We start from the raw sequence: 15,414 nt of genomic DNA on the forward strand, positions 1-15,414 counted from the left end.
AGGTTTATGGTTCAGTTTACTCGATGTTGCGACGTTTCCCCAACACGTGCGCCGTGTTGTGATCATTAAGGAGCGGAAATGACAACCATAGATACCACCATGACTTATTACACCTTGCCTCTCGACGGGCTGAGCTGCAACGGGTGTGTGAAAAAAGTGACCCAAGCAGTGGCAACGGTCGATAACGTCCGAATAGAAAAGGCGGATACACAAGCTATCTCGTTAGAAGTGCTCGGAGATAACCCTGATGCGACGCTTAAACAGGCCGTCGACGCGATCGAGGCTCTGGGATATCAAGCCGGTTTTCGTCATGCCTTGGCGTTAAGTGGGCTGAACTGTGGACGCTGTGTCGCCAAAGTCGAAGCGGCATTGGATGCCCTACCCACCGTGTTTTCGCACTCGGTAACTAAAACCCATGCAGATATTCATACCAGCTTGAGCTTGGACTCCATCATCCAAACCATTGAGAACCTTGGCTATCAAGTCGGTTATCAGCATGAATTGGCTTTGTCGGGGTTAAGCTGTGGTCACTGCGTGGCGAAAGTGGAGCGTGCGCTCGATGAAAGCGATGCCGTTTTTGACTATCAAGTCAGCAAAGACGCGGCGACCGTGCGCACCACGCTCAGCGCCGAGACGCTAATTGAAACGATCGCATCGTTAGGCTTTGAAGCCACACTCATCGACCCCAGCCAAGCAACGCCCTCATCAACCGAGCCGCATCAATCGCAAACCGAAACCGCCGAGGTTGAGCAACAGGCCAAAGCACAGACGCGCACTGAGCCTTCATCCAGCCACTCACGCATGCAATTTGTGTTATCCGGCATGACATGCGCAAGCTGTGTCAAAAGTGTTGAAACTGCTATCAGCAGTGTGGACGGTGTGGCCAATGTTAGCGTGAACCTTGCTGAACGCAGTGCCATTGTCAAAGGCAATGCGACGGCAGCGGCGATTATTCAAGCAGTAGAAAACGCAGGCTATGGCGCCGAGAAGGTAGAAGATGATAATGACCGCCGTGAACGCCAACAGGCTCAACAAGCCTCTGAGCTGAAAAGCTTTAAACGCAGCACCCTGGCTGGGTTAGGGCTTGGCGCACCACTGATGGCATGGGGGATATTGGGTGGCAGTATGACCATTCAATCGACCCAAGATCAGTGGGCGTGGGGCGTGATTGCCGTGCTGACCCTGATCTTACTTGCAACCGGTGGTCGCCACTTCTTCGCGAATGCGTGGCAAGCGTTGATGCACAAACGCGCCACCATGGATACCTTGGTTGCGCTCGGCACGGGGGCGGCGTGGCTGTACTCAACCGCCGTCGTCGTGGCACCGGCATTATTCCCTGAACAAGCACGCCATGTGTATTTTGAAGCCTCGGCAATGATCATTGGTTTGATTAGCTTGGGCCATGCGATTGAAGCGCGCGCACGTGCCAATACCTCCAAAGCGCTAGACCAGCTGCTTGATTTGCAACCGCCCACTGCCCTAGTGATTGAAAATGGCCAAGAAACCGAGCGCCCATTAAGTGATGTGGAAAAAGGCATGACTCTGCGCGTGAAACCGGGTGCCAAAGTCCCTGTGGATGGTGAAGTGGTTGATGGCAGTAGCTATATCGATGAATCCATGCTAACTGGTGAACCGGTACCGGTGCATAAGCAAGCCGGAGATACCTTGCATGCAGGAACCGTAAATCAACAAGGGGGCTTAACCTTTAAAGCCACCGGCGTGGGCAGCGACACCATGCTGGCACGGATTATCGATTTAGTGCGTGAAGCTCAAAGCAGCAAGCCAGAATTAGCCAAGTTAGCGGATCGTATCTCCTCTGTGTTTGTGCCTGTGGTCGTGTGCATCGCGCTACTTACTGCTGCTATTTGGTATCTTGTCGGCCCTGAGCCTTCAGTGAGTTATATGCTAGTGACAGCGACCACGGTGTTAATTATTGCTTGCCCGTGTGCGCTTGGGCTGGCGACACCGCTATCGGTCACCGCTGCGGTGGGACGCGCGGCTGAAATCGGGGTGTTAATCCGTGATGCGGACGCACTACAAACGGCCGCCAAGCTGCATACTCTGGTGTTTGATAAAACCGGTACGCTGACACGCGGCCAGCCTGAGGTAACGCATATTCATGCCCTTCATGGCGAACAAGATCGCCTCATGGCTATCGCGGCCTCCATGGAACAACATTCCGAGCACCCCTTGGCACGCGCGATTGTGGACTATGCCAAAGCTCAAGCACTCTCATTGCCCGAATCAAGCGACTTCAACAGTGAATCCGGTAAAGGGATCCAAGCCAAAATTGACGGTGAGCGTTACTACATCGGCAACCAAGCGTGGATGCGTGCGCAAGGAATGGATACCCGCCCCCATCAACACGATATTGATGCCATGACCCAACGCGGTGAGACCGCCATTTATCTTGCCAATGAGCAGGCAGTGCTGGCGCTTATCGGGATCAGCGATCCGATCCGGGACGATGCGATTGATGCCGTCGCGCGACTGCAACAACAAGGGCTCGAAGTCATCATGCTATCAGGCGATCACCCCGATACAGCCAATGCGATCGGTCGCCAATTAGGCATTGATCATGTGATTGCAGGTGTGCTTCCGGATGGTAAGTCCGAGCAAATTCAAGCGCTGCAACAGCAAGGTAAGCGTGTGGCAATGGTGGGCGATGGTATTAACGACGCCCCCGCTCTTGCGCAGGCAGATGTGGGTGTTGCGATGGGCGGCGGCAGTGATATTGCGATTGAAAGTGCGCAAATTACGTTAATGCACCAACATCTTGGGGCACTTGCCAACGCGATTGCTTTATCTCAAGCCGCCGTGCGCAATATGAAGCAAAACCTGTTTGGCGCCTTTGTTTATAACACGCTGGGGATCCCAGTGGCGGCCGGTATTCTTTATCCCTTTACCGGCATGTTACTCAGCCCCGTGATTGCCGGTGGCGCAATGGCATTGTCTTCGATCACTGTGGTGACCAACGCCAATCGACTACGTTTTTTCAAAATAAAATCAGATGAGAAGTAACAAGGAGCGACAATGAAGCGTTTGCAACTACTGGTAGCAACCGTAGGCCTGATGAGTGCCTCCGCGATGGCCGCGAGCGGTGTAGTGTATAAATCGCCCAGCTGTGGCTGTTGCGACGATTGGGTTGAGCACATGGAGCAAGCCGGTTTTGAGCTGGAGGTTAAACCGCACAACAATATGACCGCCGTCAAACAAGAGATGGGCGTGCCTGCCGACATGCAATCATGTCACACTGCACGCATCAACGGCTACGTGATTGAGGGCCATGTGCCCGCGCAAGAAGTGAAAAAGCTCCTTGCCCCCCATACAGGCTATGAAGGCCTCGCTGTCGCCGGCATGCCGATCGGCTCGCCGGGCATGGAATATGGCGATCGCCACCAGCCCTACACAGTGATGGCATTTGACGAAACAGGTCATACTAAGGCTTTCCAGCACTATCCTAAGCCTTAAGCTCTCACCTGTCAGAAAATGAAAAAACCCCAGCCAAAAGGCTGGGGTTTTGCGTTGGTCGGTGAAGAGGGCTTCGATGCGACCGGGCTTCCGGACCCCGACCCTCTGCTAGCATAACTCCGACGCTCCATCTTGATATAAAAAACCCCAGCCAAAAGTCTGGGGCTTCTTGTTGGTCGGTGAAGAGGGATTCGAACCCCCGACCCTCTGGTCCCAAACCAGATGCGCTACCAAACTGCGCTATTCACCGTTAATGCTTTTTACGTCAACCAAGTAACCTTGGATCACTCAGTTTTAAATAGTGGTCGGTGAAGAGGGATTCGAACCCCCGACCCTCTGGTCCCAAACCAGATGCGCTACCAAACTGCGCTATTCACCGACATATGACAAGTTGTACGAATTGACGCTTATCTTGTCAAGCGAAGGGCTATGCGACCAAGTGCATCCCCGCGCTGAGGTGGCCTATAATACTCAAGCCCACCGAAACCTCAAGCCCTGTCCGATAAATTTTTGCTTGTTCACGCTTAAGCGGTGAAAGAAACGTCAGTTACGTAGAGACTGTGATCCAATTCCCGTTAACATATGTTTATTATTTGTTCGCCACCCTGACCTGATCCTGATCAGTATTCAACCAACTGCCTATTGGCATTCTGACCCTACATTAACGGACACGAGGGTACAGACTATGGACTTTTGGCTTGATCTCCTTTTCGGCAACGCAGTCGGTTTGTCATCCATGATTGTCATCATCTGTACATTTGGCTTAATCAGCTTTTTTGGTGGTTACTTCATCTACAAAGTGATGACGTCCAAACCTCAGTAACCTGTTTTTTATTGCCTACCTAACTTTAAGCATTCTTGCTTAGTCCAGGGTCACATGGTTGGTCACAGAATGTGGCTCTGGGTTTCTTTTTTTAATTTCGTTTATACTGTCCCCAAATCGTATCAAACCACACATGGCATAAGAGCGATGAGTGATAAAAATGAGTTTGATTTGTTCCGCGAGATGATGTCTGACGTTGACCCCATTGAGCAGGACAAAGTAGAGACCCAACCGGCATCTCACCAGCCCACTGAAGCACAGCTGGCACGACAGCAAGCGGCGCAAAAGCTGGCCGACAGCGACCCTGAGTATTTGTCGTTGGATTACGCCGCTATGGTGAAGCCGGACGAAGTAATGGCCTATAAGCGCGCAGGTGTGCAAGAAGGCGTGTTCCGTAAACTGCGTTTAGGGAAGTATGACATTCACGCAAGACTCGACCTGCATAAGATGTCGTTGGAAAAAGCGCGCGATGAAATTTTACGCTTTTTAAAACAATGCCAGCGCATGGATATTCGAACCGTGGTGATTGTGCACGGTAAAGGAGAGCGCAGTAACCCGCCGGCCATGATGAAAAGCTATGTATGCCAGTGGTTACAGCAAATCTCAGATGTCCTTTGTTATCACTCGGCGCTGCGCCATCAAGGTGGCTCGGGAGCGCTTTACGTGATGCTGAAAAAAAGCCAAGAGAAAAAATTGGAAACGCGCGAGCGCCATTTGAGCCGCCGCGCCTAGCGAATGTACCCCAACACGACACGGCGCTGTCTTGCGCCAAAGAAAAAAGACTGGTGAGCCACCAGTCTTTTTTTGTATTTATGTTTCGGCCGTTATGCGGTTTAAAGCGTCACCACTACCCGAACCGATAGCGCGATTAACACCACGCCTGAGAGCTTATCCACCCAAACGGCATGTTGGCGTAGCTTATCGACCACACTGGCACTAGAGAGCAGAAACGCGATCAGCGTATACCATAAGCCATCAATCAGTAGCGGTGTTAAAACAATCACACTGCGACTGAAGAAATCGGTGCCAATTGCGACAAACTGACTAAATAAGGCAATGAAAAAGAGCGCCAGTTTGGGATTAAGCATCGAGATCATCGCACCATCCCGCGCCGCCTCACCTAAGCTTGCCGGTTTACCCGCTTCAAGTTTGGACGCCACGCCACCTTGGCTCAACAAAGATTTGACGCCAAGCCATGCTAAGTAAGCCGCCCCTGTATAGGCAATCCCGGTAAAGAGTAACGGCGATTGTTTGAAGATCACGGCTAAGCCCAACATGGTGATCAGCGCATACAAACCGACGCCAAGCGCGTGCGCCCAAGACGCAACAATACCGTGTAAGCGACTGTTGGCGAGGCTATGTTTCGCCATCACCACTAAACTCGGCCCGGGCGACATCGCGCCGAGCATACACACAAGCGCCAATGAGGCCCAAATGGTGAATGTCATACTGGATTATCCTTATGGTTATTCGCCGATCGCCGCGTATTTGCCCGCGGTCAACGCTAACAAATCCGCCGGCGATAGTTCTATTTCTAATCCACGACGACCGGCGCTAACACAGATCGTCTCAAACTGTTGTGCAGATGCATCAAGTAATGTTGGCAAGCGTTTCTTCTGCCCCAGAGGGCTAATCCCGCCAACCAAATAGCCTGTCACCCGTTGGGCATTCGCCGGTTCCGCCATCACCGCCTTTTTACCACCTGCAGCTTTGGCTGCCGCTTTCAGATTGAGCGAGCCTTTCACCGGTACCACTGCGACCGCCAGTTGTTTACTGTCACCATTAATGCAAAACAATAGCGTTTTAAATACCCGCGCAGGATCTTGCCCAAGTGCTTGCACCGCTTCTTCGCCAAAGTGTTGGTTGTTAGGGTCGTGTTCATATTGATGAACGTTAAACTTAATCCCATGTTTTTCAGCTAATTTAATCGCTGGTGTCATCATGCTTCTCTACAGCTAAAACACATCGCACTATCATTGCATAAAAAAAGCGGCACCGCATCGGTACCGCTTTGTCATCATGGCAATCTTAATCAGATTTACTTGTAAACAATTTCGCCCTTCGGTGCGTAGTCGTTCACATCAATTGGGCTGTGCGCTTCTAGATAGTCTTTCAGCACTTCAGCATCCACGAAACCTGTGTTTACGTTACCTGGATGGTTGGTCAGTTTTGGATAACCATCACCACCCGCTGCGTTAAAGCTTGGCACGGTGAAGCGGTAAGTTTTGTCCATATCTAATGGCTCACCACCGATTTTCACATCGTGAACTTTACCGTTTTCAACCACCATCGAGATACCGGCAAACTGTACATACGCACCAGAATCAACTGGCTTAGTGCCGACAACATTCAGGTAGTCCAGCACTTCTTTACCGCTCATATCGGTGTACGTCACCATGTTGCCAAATGGCTGTACTTTCAATACGTCTTTGTAAGTGATGTCGCCAGCAGGAATCGAATCACGTACGCCGCCGGAGTTCATCACCGCAAAGTCTGCTTTCGCACGCTCCATGTGTGACATGGCGATCAGGCGACCAAGGTTGGTTTGTTGGAAACGCACCACATCACGATCACCTTCAAGCTTGCCATTGCTCTTAGCAATTTTGACGTTGAGTTTTTCTTGGCCTTTGTCTTGGTATGGCTTCAAGAAGTCATACAGCGCTTGATCTTTCGCGATTTCATCTTGGATGAATACACGTTTCTTCTCACCGTTCACCTCGATTTTTTTCTTCAGGTTCACAGGGATCAGATCATAGCTAACGAGGTTCAAATCGCCGTTTTGGAATTCAAACTCCGCCTTACCGACATATTTGCCCCACTCGTGCGCTTGCATGATCCACGCACCGTTTTGCTGGTCTGGCGTACATGCATCACCCGGCTGGAAGTTTTTGTTGTACATGTTTGGACCTTCCATGCACACCGGCTCTTGCGAGTGTCCACCGATGATCAGATCCAAATCACCTTCGTCAATATAACGCGCGAGCGCCACATCACCCGGTGCGTTCACACCGCTTTTACCATCGGCATAGTGGCCCATGTGTGTAGCAGCAATGATGATGTCTGGGTGCTCGGTTTCTTTCAACTCTGCGATCAGTTTCTTCGCTTCCGCTTTTGGATCACGGAATTCCAATGAACCGATATACTCTGGGTTACCGATTTTGGCGGTATCTTCCGTGGTTAAGCCAATCACAGCAATTTTAAGGCCGTTGCGCTCAAACATTTGATAAGCTTGGAATTTGCGCTCGCCTGTCTCTTTATCATAGATGTTGGCTGACAGCATTGGGAAGTCGGCCCATTGCATTTGCTTTTCAAGCACGCTCAGTGGGTTATCAAACTCGTGGTTACCGATCGCCATTGCATCGTAACCAATTTGCGTCATGCCTTTAAAATCTGGTTCCGCTTGTAGCAAGTCAGACTCAGGCACACCGGTGTTGATATCACCGCCTGAGAGCAATAGCACCTCGCTGCCTTCTGCTTTTGCTTCGGCACGCAACTCATCAATCAGCGTTTTGCGCGCAGCCATGCCGTATTCGCCGTAGCGGTTGTGCCAGAAACGACCGTGGTGATCGTTGGTATGAAGAATGGTTAACTTATAAGTGGTATCTGGCGCCCAACCGTGTTCTGGTGTTTCTGAGCCTGTATTGGCGCACCCTGCCAATGACGCAATTAACGCAGCACTGACCGCTGCCTTCAAAGAAAGACGTTCCTTCATGATCTAAGACCTTATTAGCGATGGATAAGCCACCATCGACGACTGTCGACGATTAGAAAACGCCGACTAGTTTAAAAGAATTCATGCTATCCCGCTGGTCTATTTCATTATTTTGTTGCGATGATCACCGTCAGTTGGGCAAAAATCGTCACTTTGGTGATCGAGTCATAAGTTATAGAGCCTAAACTCTAATCAATAGCGAAATCGGCGCATCCTTTGCTTGCGATTTCGCTAGGGCCAACAAAAAGCCTTTGCGTTAGGCAAAGGCTTTATGAGGTGAGCCATTTTAATAGTGCATTATCAGGCCATTACTGCTGACGGGTGTTAAACCAGTGTCGGCTGGCAATGGCAACCAGTGCAGAAATGGCAAGGAAGAAGCAGTAGTACGAATGGCTTACAATCACCAGTGGCGAGAGGCCAAAGCTAGCACCCAGCAGCAGGATTTGCGCGCCATAGGGGATCATACCCTGTACCACACACGAGAAAATATCGAGCAGGCTGGCACTGCGTTTCGCAGGCACCTCGTGTTCACTAGCAATGTTCTTCGCCACTTGCCCTGACACTACGATAGCAACCGTGTTGTTGGCGGTACACACGTTGGCGAATGACACCAACAAGGCAATTCCAAACTCGCTGGCCCGTGAGTGGTGGTTGCCTTGGTTTTTCTGGAAACGGGCAATCACTTTATTGACCGTGTTGGTTAAAAAGCTTAATCCACCTTGGCAGCGCATCAGCTCTGCAATACCGCCAATCATCAAAGACAAGATGAAGATCTCTTGCATGCTGGCAAAGCCGTCTTTGACATGCTGGCTAAAGCTCATCAAGGTAAAATCTGGCGTGCTCATTAGCCCGACGCCCATCGCCAGCAAAATCCCCGCAGTCAGCACCACAAACACATTCAGCCCTGCGAGCGCCAAGACGATGATAGAAAGGTACGGCACAACCGCGAGATAGTTAATGCTTTCAGGCGCGTCCACCGGCGCACTTTGGTTGTTGAACACAAATAAGATAATGGCAGCAATGGCGGCAGGAATGGCTATCCCGACGTTCTCTTTAAACTTGTCGCGCATGCTACAGCCTTGTGAACGTGTTGCCGCGATCGTGGTATCGGAAATAAACGACAGGTTGTCACCGAACATCGCACCGCTGAGCAGCACCCCCGCCATCACTGCCGGTGACTGGCCGGTCGCGGTCGCCATGTTCAATGCAAAGGGAGCCAGTGCGGCAATGGTGCCCATTGACGTACCCATTGCCGTGGAGATAAAGGCCGCAATCACAAACAGTCCCGGCAGAATCAGGCTTTCTGGGATCAAGGTCAGCCCCAGGTTGACCGTCGCCTGCACACCACCCGTGGCGTCAGCCACTGATGAGAAGGCACCCGCCAGCAGGTAAATCATACACATGGCGATAATATCACCATGGCCCATGCCACGGATAAGCTGTTCAATCGCGGTATTCAGCCGCTCACGGCTGAGTGCAAGTGCCACCATCACCGCCGGTAAAATGGCGACATGTGCGGGCAGTTGATAGAAGGCGTAGTCCGCGCCTTCTAAGGTAAAGTAAACGCCTGCACCAATAAAAAGGGTTAAGAATAATAATAGGGGCAGCAGTGCAAGGGCAGAAGGCTGCGGCGTTGTGTTTGCAGATGTTGTCATGGCAGTTTTTGTCATACCTCTTATAAAACTGTGATCCAGATTACAGCCCTCTAGCCATCCAGTCAACAAATAGACGTCTAAACATCTAAAAATCTTAACGGCTCGTACTCGCTGCTAGACAGTGTTTCGCAACCAAGGCTGATCTTGCCCGCAAGGCAACCCCGAACAAATGACACGGCGGCAGACGAAAAGACAGCGACAATAGCCGAATGCATCGGACAACACCGTTTGTCGGTCAAGCTACTTGAACTTATCAGGAAGGATAGCGAAGGAAGCGGCAGTACACCGCTCCCATTTTGCGTGGTGACTATCGAGCGGGAGTTAGTCTTCGAGCGAGAGGATCACTACGGCTGCCAATGCTAAAAAGCCGGTCATCACAATAAAGGCATCGTTGTACGCCATGATCGCGGCGTCACGTTGCATCACACTCAACACGCTGGCTTGTGCTTGATGCAACGCAGTGGTGGCATCACTGCCTGTGGCGATAAACCAATCTGTTTGTTGGTGCAAACGCTGCCAACCTTGCTCGCTCACTGTGGACAAGGTGGCTTTGATGTTCGCCAAGTGCAAGCGTGTTTGGTTATCTAGCAAGGTCGCTATCATGGCAATGCTAAACGCACCGCCCAAATTACGCATCACATTGGTGAGTGTGGAGGCATCTGGCGTGTCATCACGCTGGATATGCTTCAGTGCCACTATCGACAAAGGCACCATAATAAAGGGACTACCAATGGCACGCAGGATCATGGATAAAACCAGCTGCTGACCACCAAAGTCGACGGTCATGTGTGTATTGACGTAACAACTTAACCCAAACATTACAAAGCCAAATGTCACCATGTGAGTTGGGCGAAACACGCGCATTAACTTAGGCACGAGCGGAAAGAGTAACAACTGTGGCAGCCCCATCCACATCAGCACTTGGCCAATTTGCATCGCGTTGTAGTGTTGGATTTGGGTGAGATACAGCGGCAACACGTAAATCGAGCCAAGTAAGGCCATACCCAAAATTAAATAGGCAAAGCAGGATAAGGCAAATTGCTTGTCTTTCAGTAGCCGCAAGTTCACCAGTGGACGGGGGTGTTGCAGTTCGTTAATCACAAAGTAGACGATGTTCACCACGGAAATCGCACTGAGCGTGAGAATAAATGATGAGCCAAACCAATCTTCACGATTGCCCTCTTCAAGCACCACTTCTAAGCAGCCAAGCCCTAATGCCATAGTGGCAATTCCGACCCAATCGGCCTTTTTCAGCAATGACAATGATAACGGCGTATCTTCTAGCCCGTAGCGAATCATGGCTATCACCAGCATTGCTGGTGGAATATTAATGTAGAAAATATAGTGCCACGACAGATTTTCCGTCAGCCAGCCACCAAAGGTCGGTCCAATAGCAGGCGCAAACGTCGCCGTGACACCGAACATCGCCATACCAATCGCCCGTTTGTTGGCAGGTAGCAGTTGCACCACCAGCGAGAAAGCCAGTGGGATCAGCGCGCCGCCACTAAATCCTTGCATGGCGCGAAACACGATCATCGCACTCATGTTCCATGACAGTGAGCACAAAAAAGATGACAGCGTAAACACCGCGGTGGTCCATGTCAGATAGCGCCGTACGCCCAGCGCCCGCGATAACCAGCCACTGAGCGGGATCGCAATCATCTCAGCCACCAGATAGGAGGTCGAGATCCACGAGCTTTCGTCCAAGGTCGCCGACAGCGCCCCTTGAATATCTTTTAGCGATGCATTGGTGATTTGAATGTCGAGAATGGCCATAAAGGCCCCAATCAACCCACCCAAGAGGGCGATCCAGTTTTTGAGCGGTACCCGATCGCTGTAGGCATCGGCGGTTAACGCAGTCGCGGTCATCTTCAGCCTCGTGTATCTACCGTTGCAATCACGGATAGCCCAGGCAATAACTTGGCTTTAAGTGGCTGATCGGGGATCCGGACTTTAATCGGCACCCGCTGAACAATTTTCGTAAAGTTCCCGGTGGCATTTTCAGGGGGCAGCAGCGCAAACTGTGCGCCCGTGGCTGGCGAGAAACTATCGACCACGCCATGCAGTGCTTGTCCGGGAAAGGCGTCCACTTCAATATCCACCGATTGCCCCGGCTGAATATGCGCGAGCTGTGTTTCTTTAAAATTCGCTTCAACCCACACCTCCCCTTGAGGCACCAAGCTGACTAACGGCATACCCGGCTGAACCAGCATGCCAACGCGTAAGCTCCGTTTGCCAATCACCCCATCAACGGGCGCATAAAGGCGGGTATCATCCAAGTTAAGCTGCGCTTGAGTCAGCTTAGCAGTGGCGTCATCAATCGCAGCTTGGGCTTGTTTCAGCTCACTGGCTAACACGGCCAATTGGTCACTGGCGGCATGATGCGCGGCTTTAGCTTGTTCTAGCTGGGCGAGTCGCACTTTTTGCTGCGCAAGTTGGGCATCCAATTCATCTTCAGACGAATAATGCTGCGCGATTAAACGCTGGGTACGGGCCACTTGCTGCTTGGCGCGATCGTACTCAGCTTGCGCGGATGCCATCTGACTCGCGGCTTGGCGGATCTTGCTGTGCTGTAAGGTTTGCTGTGCGTGCAGATGCTCGACATTCGCGCTTGCCGAGGCGAGTGCTGCTTTAGCTTGGGAGACTGCGGCACGATAATCGCGATCGTCAATTTCCGCCAATAAGGTTCCGGCTTTTACAAATTGGTTGTCGTCGACATATCGGGCAACGATATAGCCAGAGACTTTGGGACTGATGGTGACAATATCCCCTTTTAGGTAGGCGTTATCGGTCGACACATGATACTGCCCCTCTATCCACCAGTACCCGGCACCAAGCGCACCAATCACGAGGAATATCAAGGTCGCCAATAGTGGCGCTTTAACGCGTTTCGAAGCGGTTGAGGCTGTCATGAGGTCTCACTAATGTTAATTAAATCAATACCAAGCAAAGTGTTTCGAATTGTAAACCAATCGTATTAATTAATAATCGCGCTATAATCAAAAACACTGTTGCACAAATTAAACTAATTAGAGGAAGGATGTTGGACTTCAATGCGCTCGCCATCCTAGTGAAAGTGGTGGAATTAGGCAGTTTCACGCAAGCGGCTGAGGCACTGGGAATGACAAAATCGACGGTCAGTCGAAAAGTCTCTGACCTTGAGCGCAATCTAGGTGTGCGTTTGATCACGCGCTCCACGCGCAGTTTAAAGCTGACCGCAGAGGGCGAGCGCTTTTACCAATCGTGCCTGTTGGCGAAAGACATCATGGAACAGGCAGAAGTTGAAATCACCGCTCACCAAGAATTGATCCAAGGGGATTTAAATGTGGTGATGCCCGTTGAGCTCGGTCATCAGGTATTGGGGCCTTACATCAACGAGTTCATCAAGCTGCATCCGCATATCCGCGTGCACCTTGAGATGAGTAACCGTGAAGTCGACATTATTGGTGAAGGCATTGACCTCTACGCGCAAGTCGGGACACGCAAAGACTCAAACCTCGTTTCACGCCTGCTCACCAATTCAACCCGTGTGGTAGCGGCAAGCCCGGCGTATTTAGCCGAAACTGGCATGGTGCAAAGCCCTGCCGATCTTCGTTCACCGCATCGTCAAGTCAAAGTGTATAACCAAGCGGTGAAGCTCTTGGCGTGGGAGTTATATGACAAGCAGGGGCAGAGTTTTAGTGTCGACCTCCCCTATCAGCTGCGGGTCAACACCATTACAGCCTCGTTGCAGGCATGCCTTGATGGCCTCGGTATTGCGGTATTACCGACGTTCTTATGTCGACCGCACTTTGAGTCAGGTCGTTTGGTCCAACTGCTTAGCGACTGGCAAATGCCGGCGGTACCCATCAGCTTGGTGTATGCCAATCGTACCTTGATGCCCAAACGACTCCGCACTCTGATTGACTATTTAGTAACGCGCCTAAACGAAGACATGCAACAAGGTGTGAGTGCCACACGTATCGACTAATAGGCGACCGCTCACCGTGAAGGCGTGACCGCAAGCCGCGAATAAAAAAAGCTGCCAATAGGCAGCTTTCTGGGTGTCGATCATTCGCCAATTAGCGAATATCAATCTCTGCAAAGTTTTTAATCACATCATCCAGCGCTTTCATTTGCGCAAGGAAAGGCTCGAGTTTATCCAGCGGTAGTGCTGAAGGGCCATCACAACGTGCGTTGTCTGGATCTGGATGCGCCTCAATGAACAAACCCGCAATCTTGGTTCCTAATCCAGCACGCGCTAAGTCCACCGTTTGTTGGCGACGACCACCAGATGCAGCGCCCATCGGATCGCGACATTGCAGGGCATGAGTAACATCAAAGATGATCGGGCTGCCGTTAGAGGCCTTTTTCATCACATCAAAGCCCAGCATATCTACGACCAAGTTATCGTAACCGTAGCAGCTGCCACGCTCACACAAAATCACTTTCTCGTTGCCGCACTCCGCGAATTTATCCACGATATTCCCCACTTGGCCTGGGCTCATAAACTGGGGTTTTTTCACGTTGATCACCGCATCGGTTTTAGCCATCGCTGCCACCAAGTCGGTTTGACGGGCCAAGAACGCTGGCAGTTGGATCACGTCCGCCACTTCCGCTACGGGTGCCGCTTGCTCTTGCTCATGAATGTCGGTGATCACTTTGACGCCAAAGGTGCTTTTCAGCTCTTCAAAGATCTTCAGGCCCTCTTCCATTCCCGGCCCACGGTATGAGTGTACGGATGAACGGTTCGCCTTATCAAAGGAGGCTTTAAAGACATAAGGGATGCCCAGTTTGTCCGTTACCTTGACGTAGTGTTCACAGATTTGCATCGCTAAATCGCGAGACTCCAGCACATTCATGCCAGCAAACAGCGTAAAAGGACGGTCGTTAGCCACTGGCATATCGCCAATATGAACGGTTTTTTGCGTCATGGTCAGTTCCTTGGTCGCACTAAACGTAGCGCGCTAATGTAAAGTCGGTTGTTCTTCGTTGAGCACTTTCACTTGCATCTTTAACAGCTCTGCCGCCGGATCATCCGGGCATTGCTCAATAAAGTACTCATAGTCGGTCGCCGCAACCCGATCACAATCGAGTTGCTGAAAGATATAGCCGCGATCGCGAATCTCGTATGGGTCGTCAGGGCTAAAGGTTAGCGCGAGTTCGCTACAACGTAATGCCATCGCGTACTTTTCTTCGCGCAATAACGCACTTTTGGCGACGGCCAACCAACGACCAATGATCGATGGGTGGTCACTCACTTCAAGGTGCGATGGTTCTAGCTCAGCAAACGGCCCTTGACTGCCTATCAGCCAGCCACGCAGGGTTCGCATGCTGACACGCTCACCATCAAATGGATTGAGGTATACGGGGGTGTCTTCTAACTCATCAATGCGCAACAGCAGCTGAGTTGGAAAGCCTACCGGTTTGACGGGTAGCGAGAGGCGCTCACACAGGTACAAAAAGATCGCACCTAGCGAGACTGGGATCCCTTTTTTGCGCGACAGTACATGGTGAATAAAGACGTTCTCCGAGGAAAAGTATTGCTCGAAGTCGCCCGTAAATTGCCATTGATGATAGAAAAGGCGACGCAAGCCCTCGAGGCGCAAAGCCATATCGGGTTCGCTGCCCAGCAGATGTTCGGCTTCGTCCGCCAACAGCTCCAGTGAGGCCTGAACGTGATTAACATCGATCGACGGATCGAGCGCGTGGTTCAATGTTAAGGCGCCCTCTGCCAGTGTGAGCTGATCCAGTTGTTGATCGGTTAATGGCAT

At 51.3% G+C, this 15,414-nt stretch carries 13 protein-coding genes and 2 tRNA genes; 5 read left to right on the forward strand and 10 right to left on the reverse strand.

What is annotated here, in order from left to right:
- The first annotated feature begins 78 nt into the window (after nucleotides 1-78).
- Together BGK46_RS04420 and BGK46_RS04425 are read left to right on the forward strand one after the other, a co-directional pair.
- The gene (locus tag BGK46_RS04420) at nucleotides 79-3,021 is read left to right on the forward strand and encodes a cation transporter (protein ID WP_254659657.1); all 2,943 of its coding nucleotides are present in this window, start codon (nucleotides 79-81) and stop codon (nucleotides 3,019-3,021) included.
- A 12-nt stretch (nucleotides 3,022-3,033) separates the two neighbouring features.
- Nucleotides 3,034-3,471 carry a DUF411 domain-containing protein gene (locus BGK46_RS04425; protein WP_069587365.1) on the forward strand — a complete coding sequence of 146 codons (438 nt, stop codon included), beginning with the start codon at nucleotides 3,034-3,036 and terminating at the stop codon, nucleotides 3,469-3,471.
- Nucleotides 3,472-3,644: 173 nt separating this feature from the next.
- Here the strand turns inward: BGK46_RS04425 and BGK46_RS04430 are convergent.
- Both BGK46_RS04430 and BGK46_RS04435 read right to left on the reverse strand, forming a co-directional pair.
- Nucleotides 3,645-3,721 (reverse strand) — tRNA-Pro (locus BGK46_RS04430).
- A 52-nt stretch (nucleotides 3,722-3,773) separates the two neighbouring features.
- A tRNA-Pro gene (locus BGK46_RS04435) sits at nucleotides 3,774-3,850 on the reverse strand.
- A 306-nt stretch (nucleotides 3,851-4,156) separates the two neighbouring features.
- Here BGK46_RS04435 and BGK46_RS04440 point away from each other — a divergent pair.
- On the forward strand, nucleotides 4,157-4,294 hold the full coding sequence (locus BGK46_RS04440; RefSeq protein WP_069587366.1) for a DUF3149 domain-containing protein: 138 nt from the start codon (nucleotides 4,157-4,159) through the stop codon (nucleotides 4,292-4,294).
- A 147-nt stretch (nucleotides 4,295-4,441) separates the two neighbouring features.
- Nucleotides 4,442-5,026 carry a DNA endonuclease SmrA gene (smrA, locus tag BGK46_RS04445; protein WP_084781267.1) on the forward strand — a complete coding sequence of 195 codons (585 nt, stop codon included), beginning with the start codon at nucleotides 4,442-4,444 and terminating at the stop codon, nucleotides 5,024-5,026.
- Between the two features lie 101 nt (nucleotides 5,027-5,127).
- Here the strand turns inward: smrA and BGK46_RS04450 are convergent, their stop codons facing one another.
- From BGK46_RS04450 to BGK46_RS04475, 6 genes are all read right to left on the reverse strand, one after another.
- A complete protein-coding gene (locus tag BGK46_RS04450) occupies nucleotides 5,128-5,742 on the reverse strand; it encodes a LysE family translocator (RefSeq protein WP_069587367.1) in 615 nt (204 codons plus the stop codon).
- A gap of 18 nt (nucleotides 5,743-5,760) precedes the next feature.
- Complete coding sequence (gene ybaK, locus BGK46_RS04455) at nucleotides 5,761-6,234, reverse strand: Cys-tRNA(Pro) deacylase (protein WP_069587476.1); 474 nt, start codon at nucleotides 6,232-6,234, stop codon at nucleotides 5,761-5,763.
- 98 nt (nucleotides 6,235-6,332) lie between these two features.
- Nucleotides 6,333-8,006 carry a bifunctional UDP-sugar hydrolase/5'-nucleotidase UshA gene (gene ushA / locus BGK46_RS04460; protein WP_069587368.1) on the reverse strand — a complete coding sequence of 558 codons (1,674 nt, stop codon included), beginning with the start codon at nucleotides 8,004-8,006 and terminating at the stop codon, nucleotides 6,333-6,335.
- A 308-nt stretch (nucleotides 8,007-8,314) separates the two neighbouring features.
- Nucleotides 8,315-9,676, reverse strand: coding sequence for a Na+/H+ antiporter NhaC family protein (locus BGK46_RS04465; RefSeq protein WP_069587369.1), 1,362 nt, complete (start codon nucleotides 9,674-9,676; stop codon nucleotides 8,315-8,317).
- A 306-nt stretch (nucleotides 9,677-9,982) separates the two neighbouring features.
- Nucleotides 9,983-11,530, reverse strand: a complete 1,548-nt coding sequence (locus BGK46_RS04470) for a DHA2 family efflux MFS transporter permease subunit (protein WP_069587370.1) — start codon at nucleotides 11,528-11,530, stop codon at nucleotides 9,983-9,985.
- 2 nt (nucleotides 11,531-11,532) lie between these two features.
- Nucleotides 11,533-12,573, reverse strand: a complete 1,041-nt coding sequence (locus BGK46_RS04475; protein ID WP_069587371.1) for an HlyD family secretion protein — start codon at nucleotides 12,571-12,573, stop codon at nucleotides 11,533-11,535.
- A gap of 131 nt (nucleotides 12,574-12,704) precedes the next feature.
- Here BGK46_RS04475 and BGK46_RS04480 point away from each other — a divergent pair, with 131 nt between their 5' ends.
- The gene (locus BGK46_RS04480) at nucleotides 12,705-13,631 is read left to right on the forward strand and encodes a LysR family transcriptional regulator (RefSeq protein ID WP_069587477.1); all 927 of its coding nucleotides are present in this window, start codon (nucleotides 12,705-12,707) and stop codon (nucleotides 13,629-13,631) included.
- Between the two features lie 91 nt (nucleotides 13,632-13,722).
- Here the strand turns inward: BGK46_RS04480 and kdsA are convergent, their stop codons facing one another.
- Together kdsA and BGK46_RS04490 are read right to left on the reverse strand one after the other, a co-directional pair.
- Nucleotides 13,723-14,574 carry a 3-deoxy-8-phosphooctulonate synthase gene (kdsA, locus tag BGK46_RS04485; RefSeq protein WP_069587372.1) on the reverse strand — a complete coding sequence of 284 codons (852 nt, stop codon included), beginning with the start codon at nucleotides 14,572-14,574 and terminating at the stop codon, nucleotides 13,723-13,725.
- Between the two features lie 33 nt (nucleotides 14,575-14,607).
- Entirely contained in the window at nucleotides 14,608-15,414 is an 807-nt protein-coding gene (locus BGK46_RS04490; RefSeq protein WP_069587373.1) for a SirB1 family protein, read from the reverse strand.

This window comes from Salinivibrio sp. SS2 (genome assembly GCF_001722075.1).
Lineage (GTDB): Bacteria > Pseudomonadota > Gammaproteobacteria > Enterobacterales > Vibrionaceae > Salinivibrio > Salinivibrio proteolyticus.